Genomic DNA, 20445 nt, shown 5'->3' with positions numbered 1-20445 from the left:
CCCCTTCGTTCAGGCGAGCGCCGAGCGCTACGCCTCCTTGCTCAGGTTGGGTCCTGCCCCACCCGCGGCCTGCTCGATCGGCGGGACGTCGGGCAGCGCCGACTTCTCCTCACCGCGGAAGGTGAAGGTCTTGGTGTCGCCCTCGCCCTCCGTGTCGACGACCACGATGTGACCGGGGCGCAGCTCGCCGAAGAGGATCTTCTCCGAGAGCGTGTCCTCGATCTCGCGCTGGATCGTGCGACGCAGCGGCCGCGCGCCCAGGACGGGGTCGTAACCCTTCTTGGACAGCAGTTCCTTGGCGGACTGGGAGAGCTCGATGCCCATGTCCCGGTCCTTGAGGCGCTCGTCCACCTTGCCGACCATCAGGTCGACGATCTTGAGGATGTCCTCCTGCGTCAGCTGCGGGAAGACGACCACGTCGTCGACGCGGTTGAGGAACTCGGGGCGGAAGTGCTGCTTGAGCTCGTCCGAGACCTTGTTCTTCATGCGCTCGTAGTTCGACTTCGTGTCACCCGTGGCCGCGAAGCCCAGGTTGAAGCCCTTCGAGATGTCCCGCGTGCCGAGGTTGGTCGTCATGATGATGACCGTGTTCTTGAAGTCCACGACCCGGCCCTGGGAGTCGGTCAGACGACCGTCCTCCAGGATCTGCAGCAGCGAGTTGAAGATGTCCGGGTGAGCCTTCTCGACCTCGTCGAAGAGGACCACCGAGAACGGCTTGCGCCGCACCTTCTCCGTCAGCTGACCGCCCTCTTCGTAGCCCACGTATCCGGGGGGCGAACCGAAGAGACGCGACACCGTGTGCTTCTCGCTGAACTCCGACATGTCGAGGGAGATCAGCGCGTCCTCGTCACCGAAGAGGAACTCGGCGAGGGCCTTGGACAGCTCGGTCTTACCGACACCGGACGGGCCCGCGAAGATGAACGAACCACCCGGACGCTTCGGGTCCTTCAGACCGGCGCGCGTACGACGGATCGCCTTCGAGAGCGCCTTGACGGCGTCCTTCTGGCCGATGACCCGCTTGTGGAGCTCGTCCTCCATGCGCAGCAGACGCGAGGACTCCTCCTCGGTCAGCTTGAAGACGGGGATGCCGGTCGCGGTCGCGAGGACCTCGGCGATCAGCTCGCCGTCGACCTCGGCGACGACGTCCATGTCGCCGGCCTTCCACTCCTTCTCACGCTTGGCCTTCGCCGCCAGCAGCTGCTTCTCCTTGTCGCGGAGAGAGGCCGCCTTCTCGAAGTCCTGGGAGTCGATGGCCGACTCCTTGTCGCGGCGGACGCCCGCGATCTTCTCGTCGAACTCGCGGAGGTCCGGCGGCGCGGTCATCCGGCGGATGCGCATCCGGGATCCGGCCTCGTCGATGAGGTCGATCGCCTTGTCCGGCAGGAATCGGTCCGAGATGTACCGGTCGGCCAGGGTGGCGGCCTGGACCAGCGCCTCGTCCGTGATGGAGACCCGGTGGTGCGCCTCGTAGCGGTCGCGCAGGCCCTTGAGGATCTCGATCGTGTGGGGGAGGGAAGGCTCCGCCACCTGGATCGGCTGGAAGCGGCGCTCGAGGGCCGCGTCCTTCTCGAGGTGCTTGCGGTACTCGTCCAGGGTCGTCGCACCGATGGTCTGGAGCTCACCGCGGGCCAGCATCGGCTTCAGGATCGACGCCGCGTCGATGGCGCCCTCGGCGGCACCCGCACCCACGAGCGTGTGCAGCTCGTCGATGAACAGGATGATGTCGCCGCGGGTGCGGATCTCCTTGAGGACCTTCTTCAGCCGCTCCTCGAAGTCACCGCGGTAGCGGGAACCGGCGACCAGCGCGCCCAGGTCGAGGGTGTAGAGGTGCTTGTCCTTGAGGGTCTCGGGCACCTCGCCCTTGACGATGGCCTGCGCCAGGCCCTCGACGACGGCGGTCTTGCCGACGCCGGGCTCGCCGATGAGGACCGGGTTGTTCTTGGTCCGGCGGGACAGCACCTGCATGACCCGCTCGATCTCCTTCTCGCGCCCGATGACCGGGTCGAGCTTGGACTCACGAGCGGCCTGGGTGAGGTTCCGGCCGAACTGATCGAGGACCAGGGACGTGGAGGGGGTGCCCTCGGCAGGACCGCCGGCGGTGGCGGTCTCCTTGCCCTGGTAGCCGGAGAGCAGCTGGATGACCTGCTGCCGCACCCGGTTGAGGTCTGCGCCCAGCTTGACCAGGACCTGGGCGGCGACGCCCTCGCCCTCTCGGATCAGGCCGAGCAGGATGTGCTCCGTGCCGATGTAGTTGTGGCCCAGCTGAAGGGCCTCGCGGAGCGAGAGCTCCAGGACCTTCTTGGCACGGGGGGTGAAGGGGATGTGCCCGGACGGGGCCTGCTGCCCCTGCCCGATGATCTCCTCCACCTGCTGGCGGACCGCCTCGAGCGAAATCCCGAGGCTCTCCAGGGCCTTAGCGGCGACACCCTCACCCTCGTGGATCAGGCCCAGGAGGATGTGCTCGGTGCCGATGTAGTTGTGGTTGAGCATCCGGGCTTCTTCCTGAGCCAGGACGACAACCCGCCGCGCGCGGTCGGTGAACCTCTCGAACATCGTTAATCGCTCCTCAGAGCGGTCAGGCAGTAAGGGGACGCTCCCCTCCCTGTCCTTCCGCAGCTTAGTCCCGCAAGCGGGGACCGCTCATTCCAACTGCCGACACCGTCCTTGGCCTCCTGACCCCGAACGCCGACATCCTGTCCAACCTGATGGTGCGAGACGATGTTCCCGCAGGCCAGGCAGATACCCTCTCCAGCTGTACGCCGATGGCGAACGTGAGATGCCCGAGCCATGCGTGTCGCCCTTCCCACTAGGGATGTCTTACCCGTACGCACTGACACTCCATGCCGCGCGCACCGGTTCCCTCCGCTATGGGCGAACATCCTTGCGCCACCGATCGCCCCTACACGCCTCTTCTTTCGATACTCAGCGCACATGATGAAACACCCAGCGTAACTCTGGAGCCCTTCCGACGGTTGCTCCTGACATGCTTCCCACTGTCCCCCTCCCCCGCCGCCCGCTCCACCCGAGCGACCCGGTGCGGCAGTGGTACGAGAACGAACTCGGCTGGGCGACAGTGCCCGGTTCGCCGCTACGACTGGCCGCCGGCCTGCGCTTCGACGTCCTGGACATCCCTGCGGAGGCGGGTGTCAGAGCCCTGCGACACCTGGGACCGACCTCTCCGGTGGCACTGCACGCAAGCCGATCGGCACCGTGTGGGGATCCGGCGGCTCGGCGTGAGAAATGGCCGGCTCGGCACGGGAAGCGGATGTGGCTGCTGGTGGCCGCGGGAAGCGCGGAGGAACTGCCGGGGCTGCTCGACTGGCTGGAGTGGGGCGCTCTGGCGCTCGATCTCACGGCGATCGACGCGGGCGGGAGCATCGAGGCTCCGCTGCCGCCGGGGGTGCCCGAAGGGGCGTCCGAGGGGCTACTCACCGCGGACGGGGCGGGGACGGAGGGGCCCGGCGGGTCCGGTCCACAGGGGGCCGCCGTCTGGCTGCGGCCCCCCGAGCCGGGGTGCGAGGTGGAACCCTCGTTGCCGACTCTGTCGGCCGTGGGGGGCGGTGGGGGCGCCCCCGATCTCGTACGACTCGTGGACACGGTGGCGACACAGTGCCACCGGATCCGGCTGCGACGCGCGTGCGCCCAGCCGCCGGCCTACTCGTAGACCTTGGCTGGGCAACTGGGCCATGGGCCTCGACTCAGCCGTTGGCCTTCTCGTAGGCCTCGCGAATTGACGCCGGAACGCGGCCACGGTCGTTGACCTCGTAACCGTTCTCCTTCGCCCACGCGCGGATCTGTGCGGTGTCCTGGCTGCCACCGGAAGCGACACGCGCCTTTCCACGCCCCCCCGCAGCGCGGCCTCCGGTACGACGACCACCCTTCACGTAGGGCTCGAGAAGGCCACGGAGCTTGTCCGCATTGGCGGTCGTGAGATCGATTTCGTACGTCTTGCCGTCCAGCGCGAACGTCACGGTCTCGTCCGCCTCGCCACCGTCGAGGTCGTCGACAAGAAGGACCTGAACCTTCTGTGCCACCGGATTTCCTTTCATCGATAACTTGAGGGTCGAGGGCCTGCGGCGTGTGCCGCTGTTTCACGTCCCCTGTTATATGCAGTACTGCAGTACGTCGGAAAGCAAACCGCTTTTGCTGGAAAAACACAAACCCCTGGGTGAGACTCGGGGGCCGCTGGAAGACCGGAAACGTGCGCGTTTCGGACATAGGGAACGCGGGCAAGGCGGTCGGACGGAATAGTCGCCGGCGATCACAGATGCAGAAGCATCCGGCTGTTGCCCAAGGTGTTCGGTTTCACTCGTTCGAGACCGAGGAACTCCGCGACGCCCTCGTCATAGGAACGCAGCAGCTCCGCGTAGACATCCCTGTCGACGGGCGTCTCGCCGATCTCCACGAAGCCGTGCTTCGCGAAGAAGTCGACTTCGAAGGTCAGACAGAAAACCCGGCGAACGCCGAGCCAGCGGGCGGTCTGCAGCAACTTCTCCAGCAACTGATGACCGACGCCGACGCCCTTGACCGCGGGGTTCACCGCGAGAGTGCGGACTTCCGCGAGGTCTTCCCACATGACGTGCAGCGCACCACAGCCGACCACCTCGGCGTTGTCGTCGCGTTCCGCGACCCAGAACTCCTGGATGTCCTCGTAAAGCGTCACCGTCGCTTTGTCGAGCAGGATGCTACGGCGGACGTTCGCGTCGAGGAGGCGGCGCACGGCCGGGACATCACTGGTCCTGGCCCGCCGGACGGTGACGGCTTTTGCGGTGTCTTCGGGACGAGGTGCTGGATGCTCTGCTGGCATGGGCGGACGCTATCGCCCGGTGCCGCCCGGGCCGGAGTCGGGGTTCTCGCCCGGCTTCTCACCCTGCTTCTCACCCGACGCCTCGACGGGCTTCTCGTCGGGCTTCTCGACCCGCTTCTCGTCGGCGGCGTCAGGGGTTACACGTGTTTCGCCGCTGTCCGCGCCTTGTTCGGGGCCTTCTTCAGGCCCTTGCACGATGTGTACGGCATCCCGCAGCGCGCGCCGCTGTTCCTGGCTCATCATGCCGAAGAAGGCGACGAGAGCGGCGGCGGGGTTGTCGCTCTGGGACCACGCGTCGTTCATCAGTGCGGCCGAGTAGGCGGCACGCGTCGAGACCGCCTCATATCGATAGGCCCGGCCTTCCGCCTCCCTGCGCACCCAGCCCTTCTGATGGAGATTGTCCAAAACGGTCATCACCGTGGTGTACGCGATGGACCGTTCCTGCTGAAGGTCTTCCAGGACTTCTCGAACGGTCACCGGGCGGTTCCACTTCCACACCCGCGTCATGACCGCGTCTTCGAGTTCTCCCAATGGGCGAGGCACAGCTCAGAACAATAGTGGGAGATCACCAACAAAAAGGGCGTACGACTCGAAAAACGTATGAGAACGTATGAGTCGTACGCCGACGAGTGCCCCGGCGGGGACGCGGGCCGCGTCGGCCGGGGCATGTGACCTTGGTGTCGCCTCAGGCCTTGGCGTCGGGGGAGGCCTGGCGGGCGCTCTCCGCGCGCGCGAGGGCGGCGTCGACGACCGCGTCCTCCTTGGACTTGTTGGCCCCGCCCTGGGTCTTCACGATCGTCACGATCAACCCGATGAAGAACACGGCCATCACTACGGGGGGCACCAGCGCGGAGACATAGTCCATGCCCCCAGAGTAGCTAGCCCGCGGCGAGTTGCTGCGGCGGGTTCGCCGGTGGCGGCGCGGGCTTGCGCTTCGGCGGGAAGACCTCGCCCGGGGTCGGGATGGGACGGTCCGGGCGCGGGCCCTTGGCCGGGGACTGCGGCCGCGGCTCGGCGGCGGGGTTGCCCGCGGGCTTCTTCACGGGTTCCTCCGAGGCCGAGAGCGCGGCCAGGCCGCCGGGCAGGGCCGTCAGGCGGGTACGGGAGGCGGGGACCGTGGGTGTGGTGCCGCAGCCCGCGAGGCGGGTGCGGACGCCCTGCTCGGCGAGGGTCGCGCAGCGGTCCAGGAGAGCGGCGGCAGTGGGGTTGCCGCGCAGCGCCCGGAGCGCCGAGAGGTCGTCCGGGTCGGGACGGTAGCCCGAGCCGAGCGCCTCCTCCAGGAGGACGAGATAGCCCGCGGCGGTGCCGGGCAGGGCGGCCCGGTAGCGGGCGAGGTCGGCCAGCAGGAAGGCCCTGAGCCTGGCTCCCTCGCGGGCCGCCTCGTCGACGGACTCGGCGAGACGGAGGCAGTCCTGGACGTCTTCGGCCGAGGCGGGGGTGGGGTGGAGGGCGAGGGCGAGAGCGCGACGGAGCACACGCAGCTCCTGTGCTCCGAACGCCATGCCGCCGCGGGATCCGTAGGGCGTGGGCATGCGGCGACGATACGCGCTAATCAGACAAAATCCGCATAGCGTCTGCGCGTGTCCCTCCGGGGGTCGGCGGGGGGTTCGATCCGGGGGTGACTGTCCCCCACGGCACCCCCTGCCGGGGCTCCGCCCCGAACCCCCTCCACCCGATCCCTTCGCCTGCGGGACGGCGGGGGTTGCTCGCGCGGTTCCCCCGCCCCCAGGGCGGGGACTTCGCCCCCCATTCCCCGCCTGCCCGAGTTCGTTCGCCCGACGGCCGGTGGGGGCTCGGCGCGCAGTTCCCCGCGCCCCTGAGAGCCTCGGCTCGTCCGGCGATTGAAGACGAGACCGGAGGCCGATACCCCCCGGTCCACCCGCCCCCCGGGCCCGTATCACTCAGCCCGTCCGGCGTTTGAGGACGAGCCCTTCGGGCGATGCGGGGGTCCGGGGGCGGAGCCCCTGGGGATGGGGGGCGAAGGGAGTCAGGTGCGGGACACGTTGCGTTCGTAGACCAGGCGCAGGCCGATCAGCGTGAGCCACGGCTCGTGCTCGTCGATGACGGAGGACTCGCCGAGAACCATCGGCGCCAGCCCACCCGTAGCGATGACGGTGACATCGTCGGGATCCTCCGCCAGCTCGCGCACCATCCGGTTGACGACCCCGTCGACCTGCCCCGCGAACCCGTAGATGATCCCGGACTGCATCGCCTCGACGGTGTTCTTGCCGATGACCGCCCGCGGCCGAGCCACCTCGATCTTACGCAGCTGGGCCCCCTTGACCCCGAGCGCGTCCACGGAGATCTCGATCCCGGGCGCGATGACACCGCCGACGTACTCACCCCGCGCGCTCACCGCGTCGAAAGTGGTCGCCGTACCGAAGTCGACGACGATCGCCGGCCCCCCGTAGAGCTCGACGGCGGCGACCGAGTTGATGATGCGGTCCGCGCCGACCTCCTTGGGGTTGTCCGTGAGGATCGGCACGCCGGTCTTGACGCCGGGCTCGACCAGCACGGCGGGCACGTCGCCGTAGTAGCGGCGGGTCACCTCGCGCAGTTCGTGCAGTACGGACGGGACGGTGGCGCAGATCGCGATGCCGTCGATGCCGTCGCCCAGTTCCTCGCCGAGCAGCGGATGCATGCCCATCAGGCCCTGGAGGAGCACGGCGAGCTCGTCGGCGGTGCGGCGGGCGTCCGTGGAGATGCGCCAGTGCTCGACGATCTCCTCGCCGTCGAAGAGACCGAGGACGGTGTGCGTGTTGCCGACATCGATGGTGAGCAGCATGGGTCCTACTCCGCCTCGTCCGTCGAGGCCTGGTCCGTCGACGCCTCGCGCAGGTCGAGGCCGATGTCCAGGATCGGCGAGGAGTGGGTCAGCGCGCCCACGGCCAGGAAGTCGACGCCGGTCTTCGCGTACACCCCGGCGTTGGCGAGCGTGAGCCGCCCCGAGGCTTCGAGGAGCGCTCGGCCCTCCACGATGGCCACCGCCTCCTCGCACTCGACGGGCGTGAAGTTGTCGAGAAGGATCAGGTCGGCGCCCGCGTCCACGACCTCGCGCAGCTGGTGCAGCGTGTCGACCTCGACCTCGATCGGCACCTCCGGGAAGGCCTCGCGGACGGCCTCGAAGGCCTGGGCGACCCCGCCGGCGGCGACCACGTGGTTGTCCTTGACCAGCGCCGCGTCCGACAACGACATGCGGTGGTTGACGCCGCCGCCCATGCGCACCGCGAACTTCTCCAGGGCGCGCAGGCCCGGCGTCGTCTTGCGGGTGTCGCGCACGCGGGTGCTGGTGCCCTCCAGGGCGTCCGCCCACGCGCGTGTGGCGGTCGCGACGCCGGACAGCCTGCACAGCAGGTTCAGCGCGCTGCGCTCGGCGGTCAGGAGGTCACGGGTGCGGGTGGTGACGCTGAGGAGCTTCTGGCCCTCCTCGACCCGGTCGCCGTCCTCGACGTGCCGCTCCACCTCGAACTCGTCGGTGCAGACCACGGAGATGACCGCCTCGGCCACCCGCAGGCCCGCGACGACGCCCGCGTCACGGGCGACGAAGTCGGCGGTGGAGACGGCGTCCTCGGGGATGGTCGCGACGGTCGTCACGTCCACGCCGTGGTCGAGGTCCTCCTGGATGGCGACGTTCGCGATGTCCTCGACCTCCAGCGGGTCGAGCCCGGCGTCGGCGAGGAGCTGGGCGAGCGCGGGGTCGAGACCGCACTCCATGTACGCGTCGTCGTCCGCTTCGGCGCCGCAGCCGCAGCCGTCGCCGCAGCCGCCGCTCTGGACGAGGGGAAGGTCGGGGGTGCTCACTGCTGTCACTGCTCCTGAAGGCGCTGGGGCACGGGGGTCCCCCCTGGTCGGGGGGAGCCGGGGGTCTGCTGGAGGGTCGGGGGGAAGTCTGCGGTGTCCGTGGTGTGTACGGCCAGCGTGCGGTCGGGATTCAGCCGTACGACGATGTGGCGGCGCCAGTCGGCGTCGTCGCGGTCGGCGTGGTCCAGGCGCCAGTGGCAGCCACGAGTCTCCTCGCGCAGGCGCGCGGCCGCGACCAGGACCCGGGCCACGCACAGGAGGTTGGTGGCCTCCCAGGTGTCGACGCCGGGCTCGGAGGTCTTGCCGTTCTCGTCGAGGGCGTCGCGGGCGTCGGTGTGGAGTTGCTGGAGCCGGCCGGTGGCGGTCGCGAGGGACTCGGCGGAGCGCAGCACACCGGCGCCCTCCGTCATGATCCGCTGGATCGCGAACCGGGCCTCGGGGGCGAGCAGGGGGTGGGCCGGCTTCTCGGGGTGCGGGACCGGTACGGGCACGCGCGCGTGGAGGCCGTTTTCCGAGCGGCTCCGCGCGATGTCCGCGGCGATGCGCTCGGCGTAGACGAGACCCTCCAGGAGGGAGTTGGAGGCGAGCCGGTTGGCGCCGTGGACGCCGGTGCAGGCGACCTCGCCGCACGCGTAGAGGCCGGGCACCGTGGTGCGGCCGCGGGCGTCCGTGCGGACGCCTCCGGAGGCGTAGTGGGCGGCCGGGGCGACCGGGACGGGCTCGGTGACCGGGTCGATGCCGTGGGCACGGCAGGCGGCGAGGATGGTCGGGAAGCGGTGCTCCCACATGTCGGCGCCGAAGTGCCGGGCGTCGAGGTACATGTGCTCGGCGTCCTGCTCCTGCATGCGCCGCATGATGCCCTTGGCGACGATGTCCCGGGGCGCCAGTTCGGCCAGCTCGTGCTGGCCGACCATGAAGCGCACGCCGTCCGCGTCGACCAGGTGGGCGCCCTCGCCGCGTACCGCCTCCGACACCAGCGGCTGCTGGCCCTCGGCGTCCGGGCCGAGGAAGAGCACGGTCGGGTGGAACTGGACGAATTCGAGGTCGGAGACCTCGGCGCCCGCGCGCAGGGCGAGTGCCACGCCGTCGCCCGTGGAGACCGACGGGTTGGTGGTCGCGGAGAAGACCTGGCCCATGCCGCCGGTGGCGAGGACCACGTTGGGGGCGTGGACGGCTCCCACGCCGTCGTGCTGGCCCTCTCCCATGACGTGGAGGGTCACACCCGCGGTGCGTCCGTCGGAGTCCGTGAGGAGGTCCAGGACGAGCGCGTTCTCGACCGTGCGCAGGCCGCGCGCGCGTACCGCCTCGACGAGGGCCCGGGAGATCTCGGCGCCGGTCGCGTCGCCGCCGGCGTGCGCGATGCGACGGCGGTGGTGACCGCCCTCGCGGGCGAGTGCCAGCTCGCCTTCGGTGGACTCGTCGAAGTGGGCGCCGGTCTCGATCAGGCGGCGTACGGCGTCGGGGCCCTCGGTGACGAGGATGCGTACGGCGTCCTCGTCGCACAGGCCCGCGCCCGCCACCAGGGTGTCGTCGAGGTGCTGCTCGGGGGTGTCGCCCTCGCCGAGGGCCGCGGCGATGCCGCCCTGTGCCCAGCGCGTGGAGCCGTCGTCGAGGCGGGCCTTGGTGACGACGACGGTCCGCAGACCCGCGGCCTCGCAGCGCAGCGCCGCGGTGAGGCCCGCGACGCCGGAGCCGACGACCACCACGTCCGCGGTGAGGGCCCAGCCGGGGGCGGGTGCGTGCAGTCGTATGCCAGTACCCGTAGGTGTACCTGTGCCTGTGGCGGTCACGAGGCGGCTCCGAAGGTGAGGGGGAGGTTGTCGATGAGGCGGGTCGTCCCGACCCGGGCGGCGACGGCGAGGACCGCCTCGCCGGTGAAGTCGTCCTCGATCTCGGTGAAGTCGGACGGATCGACCAGCGCCAGGTAGTCCAGGACCAGCGGCGGCTGGAGGCGGGCGGCCTCGTCCAGGACGAGGCGGGCGGCGGCGCGGACGGCGGCGGGGGCGCCGGGTACGGCCTTGGCGACCGCGTGCGCGTCGGCGGCGGCGCGGGATTCGCCGATCGCGCTCAGCGCCTCGGCACGCGCGCGTGTGGCGGGCACCTCGCGGGCCCGGGCGCGCAGGGCCTCCTGGGCGGCGTGCCGGTCGCGGCCCGCGAAAAGGGCCTGCGAGAGGGCGAGCGCGGTGCGCCGCTCCTCGGGCGAGAGGTACCGGTTGCGGCTGGAGAGGGCGAGCCCGTCCTCCTCGCGCACGGTGGGCACGCCGACGATCTCCACGCCGAAGTTCAGGTCGCGCACCATGCGGCGGATCAGGGCGAGCTGCTGGGCGTCCTTCTGCCCGAACAGCGCGGCGTCGGGCCGGGTGAGGTGCAGCAGCTTGGCGACGACGGTGAGCATGCCGTCGAAGTGACCGGGGCGCACGGCACCCTCCAGGCGCTCGCCCATGGGACCCGCGGAGAGGCGGACCTGGGGGTCGCCGCCGGGGTAGACCTCGTCCACGGAGGGGGCGAACACGGCGTCCGCGCCCGCCTCCTCGGCGATCTTGAGGTCGGCGTCGAGGGTGCGCGGGTAGCGGTCGAGGTCCTCGCCCACGCCGAACTGGAGCGGGTTCACGAAGACCGTGACGACGACCTCGCCCTCGGACCCGGCGATCTCGCGGGCGGCGCGGATCAGCGTGGCGTGGCCCTCGTGCAGGGCGCCCATGGTCATCACGACGGCCCGGCTGCCGCGCCGTACGCGCGCGTGCAGCTCGTCGGCGGTGCGCAGCAGGGTGGTGGTCATCGGTCGCTCCCGTCGTCGGGCAGGGTCGCGCCGTCGGCGAGTACCCCGAGGAGGTCCTCGGCGAGTTCCGGCTTCAGCAGGCCGTGGGCCAGCGCCCGGTCGGCGGTCGCGCGGGCCATCGCGAGATAGCCGGCGACGGTCCCCGGGGCGTGCTTGCGCAGTTCGGCGACGTGCGCGGCGACCGTGCCGGCGTCTCCGCGCGCGACGGGCCCCGTGAGGGCGGCGTCGCCCGACCTGAGGGCGTTGTCGAGGGCGGCGCCGAGCAGCGGGCCGAGCATCCGGTCCGGGGCCTCCACGCCGGCGGTGCGCAGCAGTTCCATGGACTCGGCGACCAGGGTCACCAGGTGGTTGGCGCCGAGCGCGAGGGCCGCGTGGTAGAGCGGGCGGGACTCCTCGGCGATCCACTCGGGCTCGCCGCCCATCTCGATCACCAGGGCCTCGGCGGCCAGGCGCAGCTGTTCGGGCGCGGTGACCCCGAAGGAGCATCCGGCGAGCCGCTGCACGTCCACGGGGGTGCCGGTGAACGTCATGGCGGGGTGCAGCGCGAGCGGCAGGGCGCCCGCCCTGAGCGCCGGGTCGAGCACCCGCGCGCCGTACCGCCCGGAGGTGTGCACGAGCAGCTGTCCGGGCCGGATGGCGCCCGTCTCGGCGAGCCCCTCGACGAGCCCGGGCAGGGCGTCGTCCGGGACGGTCAGCAGGACCAGGTCGGAGCGCTCCAGGACCTGCGCCGGGGAGACCAGCGGCACGTCGGGCAGGAGCAGCGCGGCCCGCCGCCTGGAGGCGTCGGAGACCCCGGAGACGGCCACCGGGCGGTGCCCGGCGAGCTGGAGCGCCGCAGCGAGGGCGGGGCCGACCCGGCCCGCGCCGACAACGCCGACGGTGAGCCGCGCGGGGCGGTCCTTGGGGTCTGGCTGGGGGAATGTACTCACTCGACGGCGGCCTTCCGTTCCAGTCCGCTCGGGGTACCGGACGATTTCTCGTCATGTTAACGCGATTGGTTCGAGCGTCGTTTTCGTTGTCCACAGGTTGTGGGTTTCCGCAGGTCGCGGAGGGTGCGGAAAACGAGGATGCCGAGGCGGGGCCGCGCGCGACATCATCCGGGGATGAGCGATACGGCGGAAACGGCGGCGGGACAGGACCCGATGACGGTGGGACAGGACCCGGAGACGGCGGGGCAGGGCCCGGAGGGCGCGGGCCAGGATCCGGAAGAGGCGGCCGAGCGGCTGCGGGAGCGGCGGAGTGCCGCGCTGCGGGCGGCCCGGCGCGTGCTGTGGCAGCCCAGCCACCAGCACACGGTCCGGGAACGGCTGGCCTGGCTGAACGACGGCGCCGAGGGCGTGTACGACCTCGACCGGCCCGTCGACATGTACGGCGGCCAGATCGTCGAGACCCTGGAGGAGCGGGTCGCGGGCCTGCTCGGCAAGGAAGCGGCCGCCTTCTTCCCCACCGGCACCATGGCCCAGCAGGTCGCCCTGCGCTGCTGGGCGGGCCGTACCGGGAACCCGACCGTCGCACTCCATGCGCTCGGCCACCCCGAGGTCCATGAACGGCAGGCGTTCAGCCAGGTCAGCGGCTTGCGCCCGGTGCGGGTGACCGACGAGCCCCGGCTGCCCACGGCCCAGGAGGTACGGGACTTCGAGGAGCCCTTCGGGGCGCTGCTGCTCGAACTGCCGCTCAGGGACGCCGGTTTTGTGCTGCCCTCCTGGGAGGAACTCTCCGAGGTCGTGGAGGCCGCCCGGGATCGTGACGCGGTGGTCCACTTCGACGGGGCCCGCCTGTGGGAGTGCACCTCGCACTTCGGCCGCCCGTTGGACGAGATCGCGGGCCTCGCTGACAGCGTCTACGTGTCGTTCTACAAGTCGCTCGGAGGCTTCGGCGGGGCGGTGATCGCGGGCCCGAAGACGCTGATCGACGAGGCGAAGACCTGGCGGCACCGGTACGGCGGCATGATCCTCCAGCAGTTCCCCACGGCGCTCGCCGCGCTCATCGGCCTGGACCGGGAGCTGCCCCGGCTGCCGGAGTACGTGGCCCACGCGCGCGTGGTCGCCGCAGCCCTGCGCGAGGGTTTCACGGAGGCCAAGGTCCCCTGGGCGCGCGTCCACCCGGAAGAGCCGCACACCCACCAGTTCCAGGTCTGACTGCCGTACGACCCGGACGTCCTCACGGACGCGGCGCTGCGGCAGACCGAGGAGACGAAGACCTCGCTCTTCTCCCAGAGCTGGATGCGGGGCGGTCCGGGTCTCGCGCTCACCGAGGTCACGGTGGCGGCGCCCGCTCTGGAGTGGACGGCGCAGGACGTACGGGCGGCGGTCCGGGAGTTCGTCGAGCGACTGCCCGTCTGACCGCACGCGGCGCCCGGCGACCGGCCGGCCCCGCACGGAAACCTGCGCGACCCGCACGGAGGTCAGCAGCCCGGGTGCGGGCGCCGTCCGCGCAGCCGCCGGCCCAGGGCCCGGCGTATCCGCCCGTGGGCCGGGCGGCCCGCCACGACCGCCCGGAACCGCCGGAGGTCGCGCAGCTCGCGCGCTACCTGCCAGTCGTGCGCGCCGGGCGCCGGAGGGGCCGGCTCGCCGTGGCGACGGGCCCGGTAGGTGTCGAGAAAGTACTGCTGGGTGATGCTCATGGCTCATCGCCTCTCGGGACGGGAAACGCGCGACGGGAGGGAAGTCCGAAGGCCCGCGGTTGCCCCGGTCGTCCCAGATTGCGCCCGTCCTCGGTGGCTGTCGCCCCGATTGACGGTCGCCGTCAATCGACGGCGGCGTTGTCGGTGGCGGGGTGCACCATGAGGTCATGAGCGTGCACATCGATGTCACCGGGCTGCGGCAGGAGCGGATCTCCGTCGTGCCGTCGCCCCTGGCCGAGCTCTGCATGGCGCTGCACGCGCTGTCCGAGCCGGGTCACCACCCCGGGCTGCAGGGCTGGGCGACCGGCGTCACCGCCCGGCTCGACTCGCATCTCGCGGACCGGATGTGCGAGGCCGACTTCCTGTGGCGGACGACGTTCTCGGACCTGTTCCTGCCGTACGCGGGGATTCCCGGCAGGACCACGCTCCCCGGCGCCACGCTCGCCGAGGAGCTGGACCTGCTGGACAAGCTGACCGACGAGCAGTTCGTGGACGCCGCCCTGGAGTTCACCTGCGCGCTTCCGTACGCGGCGCCGTGCCGGGACACGCTCTCCGACCCCGAGCTGCAGCAGCGCGCGCTGGAGCTGGCCGCCGCGCGCGGACCCCAGCAGGTGCGCTTCAGCAAGCGGCTGCTGGACGATCCGCCGCAGATCCGGGCATGGCTGCGGCAGTTCCTGGAGGACTGCGACGAGGCCTTCTTCGCCGAGACCTGGTCCCGGCTGCGCCACCAGCTCGCGGCGGACGCCCGCCACAAGACGGACCTCCTGCGGCACAAGGGCCTGGCCGAGGCCATGGCCTCGGTGTCCCCGGCGGTGACGCTGGACGAGACAGGCCGGACGATCACGGTCGACAAGCTGGGCCAGGGCCAGACGGCCACCGGGGAGGGCGGGCTTCTCCTCGTGCCGACCAGTCTCGGCTGGCCGCACCTGATGGTGCTGCATCGTTACGGCTGGCAGCCGGTGCTGCACTACCCGGTCGGTTCCCCGGAGCTCGCGGCACCGTTCTCGCTGGAGCAGCTGACCCTGCGGATGACCGCGCTGTCCCATCCGGTCCGGATGCGGATCTGCCGCAGCCTGGCCCGCAGCGCGTTCACCACGGGCGAGCTGGCGCAGGTGAACGGGATGACGGCCCCGGAGATATCCCGGCACCTGGGCGTGCTCAAGAAGGCGGGCCTGATCACCACGAGACGCCGCGGGCGGTACGTGCTGCACCAGCTGGACGTCAGCGTCGTGGCCCGGCTGGGCAGCGACTTCCTGGAGGGCATCCTGCGCTGAGCCCGGCGGACCCCTGTCGAGTTCGACGGCTCCCTGTCGAGCTCGACGGCCCTTGTCCGGCGCTCCGGAGGCTCAGTCGAACCGGATGTGCTTGGCGCCGGTCCACGCCCGCCGCAGCCGTCCCCGCACCGCCCCGTCCTTGTTCGGCGTCAGCGTCAGCCCCGCGAGCACGGCGATCCGGTCGGCCGTCTTGGCGACCGTCGTGTGATCGGTCCACAGGTGCTCCGCGAACTCCGGCTCACGCAGCCGCTCCAGGCAGTCGTCGAGTTGTCGCACGGCCCAACTCTCGTGCCGCAACGGGGCGTCCTTCCCGGCGACGTACTGAAGAAGGTGTCCGAAGCCGCGCTCGCGCAGCCGCTTCAATACGGTCTCGCGCTCGGCGAGGAGGGCGAAGTGCCGAACATCGTGACCCAGTTCGGTCAGTCGCCCGACCGTCTCCTCGAAATAGCGGGCGTTGGTGACCGTCATGGGGACGATGACCACGCCGTCGTGTTTGCCGAGGGCGAGGTCGAGCACCTCGACCACACCCTGCCGCCAGGACGCCAAGTCCTGGAAGTCCCCGCGCAGTTCGGGCGGCAGCATGCGGCGCAGGCCGAAGCCGGCGTGTTCCGGGTCGCAGACGACGCTGCCGGGCAGCCGTCGCTGGATCTCGTGTGCGGTCTGTGTCTTGCCGCCCCCGAAGGGGCCGTTGATCCACAGGAGCATGCGCAGACCCTAGTGGGCCCCGGTCACGCCCCGGTCACGCACCCACGATCGCCTCGCCGGCCCGTCGGCCCGGATCAGCGGTGCCCGCCCCGGATCAACGCTGCCCGCCCGCCCGCACGAGCCCCGTCTCATACGCGAGAACCACCACCTGCACCCGGTCCCGCAGCCCCAGCTTGGTCAGGATGCGCCCCACATGCGTCTTCACGGTGGCCTCGGACAGCACGAGACGGGCCGCGATCTCGCCGTTCGACAGACCCTGCGCGACCAGCACCATCACCTCGCGCTCACGGTCGGTGAGCCGCTCCAGCTCCTTGTGCTGGGGCTCCTTGCCGGCGTGGGGCAGCATCGGCGCGAACCGGTCGAGCAGGCGCCGGGTGGTGGAGGGCGCGACCACGGCGTCGCCGCTGTGCACGGAGCGGATGGCGGTGAGCAGCTCGCCGGGCGGCACGTCCTTGAGCATGAAGCCGGAGGCGCCCGCTTTCAGCCCGGAGAAGGCGTACTCGTCGAGGTCGAAGGTGGTGAGGATCAGCACCTTCGGAGGGTTGGGGTCCGAGCAGATGCGGCGGGTGGTCTCCACCCCGTCCAGCTTCGGCATGCGTACGTCCATCAGCACCACGTCGACCGCGGTCGACCGCAGGACCTGGAGGGCCTCGACGCCGTCGCCCGCCTCGGCCACGACCTCCATGTCCGGCTGGGCATCGAGCACCATCCGGAAGCCGGTGCGCAGCAGCACCTGGTCGTCGACGAGCATCACGCGGATCGCCATCGGGGTCTCTTCCCTCTCCATCAACGGTCAAAAAGTATTTGGAACTGACCAAAAGGTGTCGTTACAGGTGTCAGTGAGCCGACTTGAGCGGCAGCAGGGCGCTGATGCGGAAGCCTCCACCGGGGCGCGGCCCCGCGTCCAGAGTGCCTCCGACCATACCGACGCGCTCGCGCATCCCGATCAGGCCGTGTCCCTGGCCGTCGGCGCCGCCCTCCTCGTACAGCTCGTGGGGCGCGCCCTTGCCGTCGTCCTCGACGAGCAGCCCGAGCCCGTCGTCGAAGTAGACCAGGCGCACGCTCGCGCCCGCGTTGGGGCCACCGTGCTTGCGCGTGTTGGTGAGCGCCTCCTGGACGATGCGGTACGCCGTGAGCTCCACCCCGCTGGGCAGCGGGCGCGGGGTGCCCTCGACCTTGAAGTCGACGGGCAGGCCCGAGGTGCGGCACTGCTCGATGAGGTCGTCGAGCTGCTCGACGTCGGGCTGCGGCACGTACTCACCGCTCTCCTGGTGCTCGCCGGTGCGCAGCACGCCGAGCAGGCGGCGCATCTCGGCGAGGGCCTGGCGACCGGTCCCGGAGATGGTCTCGAGGGCCTTCTTGGCCTGCTCGGGGGCGGCGTCCATGACGTAGGCGGCACCGTCCGCCTGGACCACCATCACCGAGACGTTGTGCGCGACCACGTCGTGCAGTTCGCGGGCGATCCGGGCGCGCTCGGCCGCGACGGCCACCTTGGCCTGCGCCTCGCGCTCCTTCTCCAGACGGGCGGCGCGCTCCTCCAACTGGGCGAGGTAGGCGCGGCGGGTGCGGATGGAGTCGCCGAGCACCCAGGCGAGCGCGAACGGAACCGTCTGGAAGATCACTATCAGGACGGCGCCCAGCGGGCCCTGATCCCGGAGCGGCCAGCGGAGCTGCCCGACGGTCGCCGCGCAGAGGCCGCCGATCAGCCCGAGGCGCGAAGCCCAGCGGGCACCGTCCGCGGCGACGGTGTAGATGATCACCAGCATCGCGAAGTCCCCGGGCGCCGGCGGGACATCCAGGACGACCTGTGCGATACCGACCATTGCGGCCAGGACCAGCATCTTCTCGGGCATGAGGCGGCGCAGCGCGACGACCGCACTCAGTACGACGGCGATCGGGAGCGCCGCGGCGAGCGACCCGCGCTGATCGGCGGCGCCGTTGACGTTGGTCAGGCTCACGCCGGAGATCCCGAGCAGGACGACGGCCCAGAAGCTGTCGACCCACGTCGGGTGCCTGCGGAGAAAGTCATAGAGGCGCTGCACGTAACCCAGCGTAGGGAAGCATGCAGTGTGCAGGGGTCAACCGGAGGGTCGATCCGCAAGGGGCGCTCGTACTCCCCAAGGTGGATGCTCCCCCGCCCGAGACGGCTAAGGCCCGTCTTTCAGGGGGGCCTAGGCTGGCCCGGTGAGGCGCGTGGGGACGGGTGAGTGGCGAGGTTGGCGCGAGGCGACGGAGGAGGCCCTGTACGGGCCCTCCGGCTTCTATCGCGGGCCCGAGGGGCCGGCCGGCCACTTCCGTACATCGGTGCACGCGTCCCAGCTGTTCGCCGCGGCCGTGGCCCGGCTGCTGTGCCGGGTCGACGAGGCCCTCGGCCGCCCCGCCGAGCTCGCCTTCGTCGACATGGCGGCTGGCCGCGGTGAGCTGGTGACCGGTGTCCTCGCCGCGCTCCCCGCCGAAGTGGCCTCCCGCGTGCGCGGGTACGCCGTCGAACGCGCCGACCGCCCCGCTGCGCTCGATCACCGGATCGAGTGGCTCACCCAGCCCCCGAAGGGGATCACCGGGCTGCTGTTCGCCAACGAGTGGCTGGACAACGTGCCGGTGGAGGTGGCGGAGGTGGACGCGACGGGCGTACCCCGGCTGGTTCTCGTACGGGACGACGACGGGGCCGAGCGCCTGGGTGAGCCCGTGGCCGGGGCGGAGGCGCAGTGGCTGCGGAGGTGGTGGCCACTGGCCTCCGAAGAGGTGTCTTTCCCAGGGGCGCCCTCCGAAGAGGGGCCTTCCGATGACGTGCCTTCCGAGGAGACGCCCGAAGAGATGCCCTTCGAGGGAGCCCGCGCCGAGATCGGTCTCCCTAGAGACACCGCTTGGGCCGGTGCCGTCGCCTCCCTGGACCGGGGCCTCGCCGTCGCCGTCGACTACGCGCACTTCGCCGCCGCGCGACCGCCCTTCGGGACACTCACCGGCTTCCGCGAGGGCAGGGAGACGGCGCCCGTGCCGGACGGTTCGTGCGACATCACGGCGCATGTGGCACTGGACGCGTGCGCGCTGCCCGGAGGGCGCGTGGTGACCCAGCGGGCGGCCCTGCGCGCGCTCGGCGTGAGCGGCGCCCGGCCGGCGCTCTCACTCGCCGCCACGGACCCCACCGCCTACGTGCGCGCTCTGGCGGGCGCGGGGGAAGCCGCCGAACTCACCGCGACCGGCGGCCTGGGCGACTTCGGCTGGCTGCTCCAGCCGGTTGGAATTCCAAACCCGATGGTCGACAGCCCCCTTGCCGACGATTCACCGGCCGACGGCCTACTTGTCGATGTCCCCGACCACGAAGAACAGTGACCCCAGGATCGCCACCATGTCCGCGACCAGCGTCCCGGGCAGCAGCTCCACCAGCGCCTGGATGTTGTTGAACGAGGCCGAGCGCAGCTTCAGCCGGTACGGGGTCTTCTCGCCCTTGCTGACCAGGTAGTAGCCGTTGATCCCGAGGGGGTTCTCGGTCCAGGCGTAGGTGTGCCCCTCGGGCGCCTTCAGGACCTTCGGGAGGCGCTGGTTGATCGGCCCGGGCGGAAGGTCCGCGAGCCGGTCGAGACAGGCGTCCGCGAGGTCGAGCGCGTTGTGCGTCTGCCCCAGGAGGCACTCGAAGCGGGCCAGACAGTCGCCCTCCTGGCGGGTGACGACCTTCAGGGTGTCCTGGAGCTCCCCGTAGGCGAGGTACGGCTCGTCCCGGCGCAGGTCGAAGTCGACGCCCGAGGCGCGCGCGATGGGCCCGCTCACTCCGTAGGCGTGCACGGTCTCCGGCGCGAGGGCGCCCACGCCCCGCGTACGCCCCCGGAAGATCTCGTTGCCGAGCACCAGGTCGTCGTACACACCCATCCGCGAGCGCAGGGCCGTGACGGCGTCGCGCGCGCGGGTGGTCCAGCCGGCCGGGAGGTCCTCCTTGAGGCCGCCGACGCGGTTGAACATGTAGTGCATGCGCCCGCCGGAGACCTCCTCCATGACGTGCTGGAGTTCCTCGCGCTCCGTGAAGGCGTAGAAGATCGGGGTGATCCCGCCCAGCTCCAGGGGGTACGAGCCCAGGAACATCAAGTGGTTCAGGACCCGGTTGAGCTCCGCGAGGAGGGTCCGCATCCACACCGCGCGCTCGGGGACCTCCATGCCGAGCATCCGCTCCACGGCGAGGACCACGCCCAGCTCGTTCGAGAAGGCGGAGAGCCAGTCGTGGCGGTTGGCGAGCATGACGATCTGGCGGTAGTCGCGCGCCTCGAAGAGTTTCTCCGCGCCGCGGTGCATATAGCCGATCACCGGCTCCGCGTGCTGGATCCGCTCACCGTCCAGGACCAGCTTCAGCCGCAGCACCCCGTGCGTGGACGGGTGCTGGGGTCCGATGTTGAGCACCATGTCGGTGCTCTCCGCGGCACCGCCGATACCGACCATGGTCTCCGTAGGAGGAGTCATGGGGACAGTC

At 71.0% G+C, this 20445-nt stretch carries 19 protein-coding genes and 1 pseudogene; 4 read left to right on the top strand and 16 right to left on the bottom strand.

From position 1 onward, the window contains the following. Nucleotides 1-27: 27 nt before the first annotated feature. Nucleotides 28-2553, bottom strand: a complete 2526-nt coding sequence (locus FNV62_RS28965; protein WP_054237510.1) for an ATP-dependent Clp protease ATP-binding subunit — start codon at nucleotides 2551-2553, stop codon at nucleotides 28-30. 430 nt (nucleotides 2554-2983) lie between these two features. On the opposite strand from FNV62_RS28965, the gene FNV62_RS28955 reads away from it, so the two are divergent. Next, complete coding sequence (locus FNV62_RS28955) at nucleotides 2984-3664, top strand: SCO3374 family protein (RefSeq protein WP_143627610.1); 681 nt, start codon at nucleotides 2984-2986, stop codon at nucleotides 3662-3664. Nucleotides 3665-3698: 34 nt separating this feature from the next. Here FNV62_RS28955 and FNV62_RS28950 read toward each other — a convergent pair whose 3' ends face one another. The 10 genes from FNV62_RS28950 to FNV62_RS28905 all read right to left on the bottom strand — a co-directional run bounded on the left by FNV62_RS28950 (nucleotide 3699) and on the right by FNV62_RS28905 (nucleotide 12316). Beyond that, nucleotides 3699-4034, bottom strand: a complete 336-nt coding sequence (locus FNV62_RS28950; protein ID WP_054237508.1) for a histone-like nucleoid-structuring protein Lsr2 — start codon at nucleotides 4032-4034, stop codon at nucleotides 3699-3701. A gap of 227 nt (nucleotides 4035-4261) precedes the next feature. Next, nucleotides 4262-4807 (bottom strand): amino-acid N-acetyltransferase, encoded by a 546-nt coding sequence (locus FNV62_RS28945; protein ID WP_054237507.1) that lies wholly within the window; start codon nucleotides 4805-4807, stop codon nucleotides 4262-4264. Nucleotides 4808-4816: 9 nt separating this feature from the next. Further along, nucleotides 4817-5314 carry a BlaI/MecI/CopY family transcriptional regulator gene (locus tag FNV62_RS28940; RefSeq protein ID WP_240361515.1) on the bottom strand — a complete coding sequence of 166 codons (498 nt, stop codon included), beginning with the start codon at nucleotides 5312-5314 and terminating at the stop codon, nucleotides 4817-4819. A gap of 178 nt (nucleotides 5315-5492) precedes the next feature. Further along, nucleotides 5493-5672, bottom strand: a complete 180-nt coding sequence (locus tag FNV62_RS28935; protein WP_054237505.1) for a hypothetical protein — start codon at nucleotides 5670-5672, stop codon at nucleotides 5493-5495. Nucleotides 5673-5685: 13 nt separating this feature from the next. After that, a complete protein-coding gene (locus FNV62_RS28930; RefSeq protein WP_097289120.1) occupies nucleotides 5686-6309 on the bottom strand; it encodes a hypothetical protein in 624 nt (207 codons plus the stop codon). Nucleotides 6310-6794: 485 nt separating this feature from the next. Then, a complete protein-coding gene (locus tag FNV62_RS28925) occupies nucleotides 6795-7592 on the bottom strand; it encodes a type III pantothenate kinase (RefSeq protein WP_054237503.1) in 798 nt (265 codons plus the stop codon). A 5-nt stretch (nucleotides 7593-7597) separates the two neighbouring features. Beyond that, nucleotides 7598-8608: a carboxylating nicotinate-nucleotide diphosphorylase gene (gene nadC / locus FNV62_RS28920; protein WP_143602509.1), complete on the bottom strand. Its 1011-nt coding sequence runs from the start codon at nucleotides 8606-8608 to the stop codon at nucleotides 7598-7600. Between the two features lie 5 nt (nucleotides 8609-8613). Further along, nucleotides 8614-10398 carry an L-aspartate oxidase gene (locus tag FNV62_RS28915; RefSeq protein WP_097285700.1) on the bottom strand — a complete coding sequence of 595 codons (1785 nt, stop codon included), beginning with the start codon at nucleotides 10396-10398 and terminating at the stop codon, nucleotides 8614-8616. Continuing rightward, nucleotides 10395-11387, bottom strand: coding sequence for a pantoate--beta-alanine ligase (panC, locus tag FNV62_RS28910; RefSeq protein ID WP_144315691.1), 993 nt, complete (start codon nucleotides 11385-11387; stop codon nucleotides 10395-10397). Before panC ends, FNV62_RS28915 begins: the two co-directional genes overlap by 4 nt. After that, nucleotides 11384-12316, bottom strand: coding sequence for a Rossmann-like and DUF2520 domain-containing protein (locus FNV62_RS28905; protein WP_054237499.1), 933 nt, complete (start codon nucleotides 12314-12316; stop codon nucleotides 11384-11386). Before FNV62_RS28905 ends, panC begins: the two co-directional genes overlap by 4 nt. A 213-nt stretch (nucleotides 12317-12529) precedes the next feature. On the opposite strand from FNV62_RS28905, the pseudogene FNV62_RS28900 reads away from it, so the two are divergent. Continuing rightward, nucleotides 12530-13729 (top strand): annotated as a pseudogene (locus FNV62_RS28900) (threonine aldolase family protein). Nucleotides 13730-13791: 62 nt separating this feature from the next. Here the strand turns inward: FNV62_RS28900 and FNV62_RS28895 are convergent. Then, nucleotides 13792-14010, bottom strand: coding sequence for a hypothetical protein (locus tag FNV62_RS28895; protein WP_143627605.1), 219 nt, complete (start codon nucleotides 14008-14010; stop codon nucleotides 13792-13794). Between the two features lie 167 nt (nucleotides 14011-14177). Here FNV62_RS28895 and FNV62_RS28890 point away from each other — a divergent pair, with 167 nt between their 5' ends. Beyond that, the gene (locus FNV62_RS28890; protein WP_054237496.1) at nucleotides 14178-15284 is read left to right on the top strand and encodes a DUF5937 family protein; all 1107 of its coding nucleotides are present in this window, start codon (nucleotides 14178-14180) and stop codon (nucleotides 15282-15284) included. Nucleotides 15285-15356: 72 nt separating this feature from the next. Here the strand turns inward: FNV62_RS28890 and FNV62_RS28885 are convergent, their stop codons facing one another. From FNV62_RS28885 to FNV62_RS28875, 3 genes are all read right to left on the bottom strand, one after another. After that, nucleotides 15357-15989 carry an AAA family ATPase gene (locus FNV62_RS28885; RefSeq protein WP_054237495.1) on the bottom strand — a complete coding sequence of 211 codons (633 nt, stop codon included), beginning with the start codon at nucleotides 15987-15989 and terminating at the stop codon, nucleotides 15357-15359. A gap of 94 nt (nucleotides 15990-16083) precedes the next feature. Next, entirely contained in the window at nucleotides 16084-16755 is a 672-nt protein-coding gene (locus FNV62_RS28880) for a response regulator transcription factor (RefSeq protein WP_054237494.1), read from the bottom strand. A 70-nt stretch (nucleotides 16756-16825) separates the two neighbouring features. Continuing rightward, complete coding sequence (locus tag FNV62_RS28875) at nucleotides 16826-18031, bottom strand: sensor histidine kinase (protein ID WP_054237493.1); 1206 nt, start codon at nucleotides 18029-18031, stop codon at nucleotides 16826-16828. Nucleotides 18032-18173: 142 nt separating this feature from the next. Between FNV62_RS28875 and FNV62_RS28870 the strand changes: the two genes are divergently transcribed. Next, nucleotides 18174-19319 carry an SAM-dependent methyltransferase gene (locus FNV62_RS28870; RefSeq protein ID WP_143627603.1) on the top strand — a complete coding sequence of 382 codons (1146 nt, stop codon included), beginning with the start codon at nucleotides 18174-18176 and terminating at the stop codon, nucleotides 19317-19319. Here the strand turns inward: FNV62_RS28870 and FNV62_RS28865 are convergent. Further along, entirely contained in the window at nucleotides 19284-20435 is a 1152-nt protein-coding gene (locus FNV62_RS28865) for an NADH-quinone oxidoreductase subunit D (RefSeq protein WP_143627601.1), read from the bottom strand. The genes FNV62_RS28870 and FNV62_RS28865 overlap by 36 nt on opposite strands. Nucleotides 20436-20445: the final 10 nt, after the last annotated feature.

Origin of the sequence: Streptomyces sp. RLB3-17, from assembly GCF_007113425.2 — a bacterium.
GTDB classification, from domain to species: domain Bacteria; phylum Actinomycetota; class Actinomycetes; order Streptomycetales; family Streptomycetaceae; genus Streptomyces; species Streptomyces mirabilis_D.
Note: the sequence above shows the minus strand (reverse complement) of the source record. Positions and strands in the feature narration are given on the sequence as shown.